Origin of the sequence: Stenotrophomonas sp. GbtcB23 (assembly GCF_019091045.1) — a bacterium.
Taxonomy (GTDB): Bacteria; Pseudomonadota; Gammaproteobacteria; order Xanthomonadales; family Xanthomonadaceae; genus Stenotrophomonas; species Stenotrophomonas rhizophila_A.
On sequence record NZ_JAGXKC010000410.1, the window covers coordinates 1 to 271 of the forward strand.

Annotated in this window: 1 protein-coding gene; it reads right to left on the minus strand. The window is 64.2% G+C overall.

Going from position 1 to position 271, the window contains the following annotated elements; genetic code table 11:
- On the minus strand, nt 1-271 hold a 271-nt coding region (locus KVS69_RS19605; RefSeq protein ID WP_217539689.1), incomplete at both ends, for an ATP-binding cassette domain-containing protein.

The window sequence follows — 271 nt, forward strand, 5'->3', positions numbered from 1 at the left end:
TCCAGATAGGGCAGGATTTCCGCCTTGCGCTCATCGTCGAGCGCGGCGAGCGGTTCGTCCATCAGGAGGAGGCGTGGGGCGGAAAGCAGTGCCCGGCCGATCGCGACGCGCTGTTTTTCGCCTCCGGAGAGTTTTCCCGGCCGCCGGTCGAGCAATGCGCCGTTCCCGAGAAGGTCGACGATGCGGTTGAAGTCGTCCGGTCGTCCGGTCTTCGGTGCGAACCAGTTCCCGTAATTGTGGTTCTGCCGGACGTTGGGATGCGGAAAGAGCC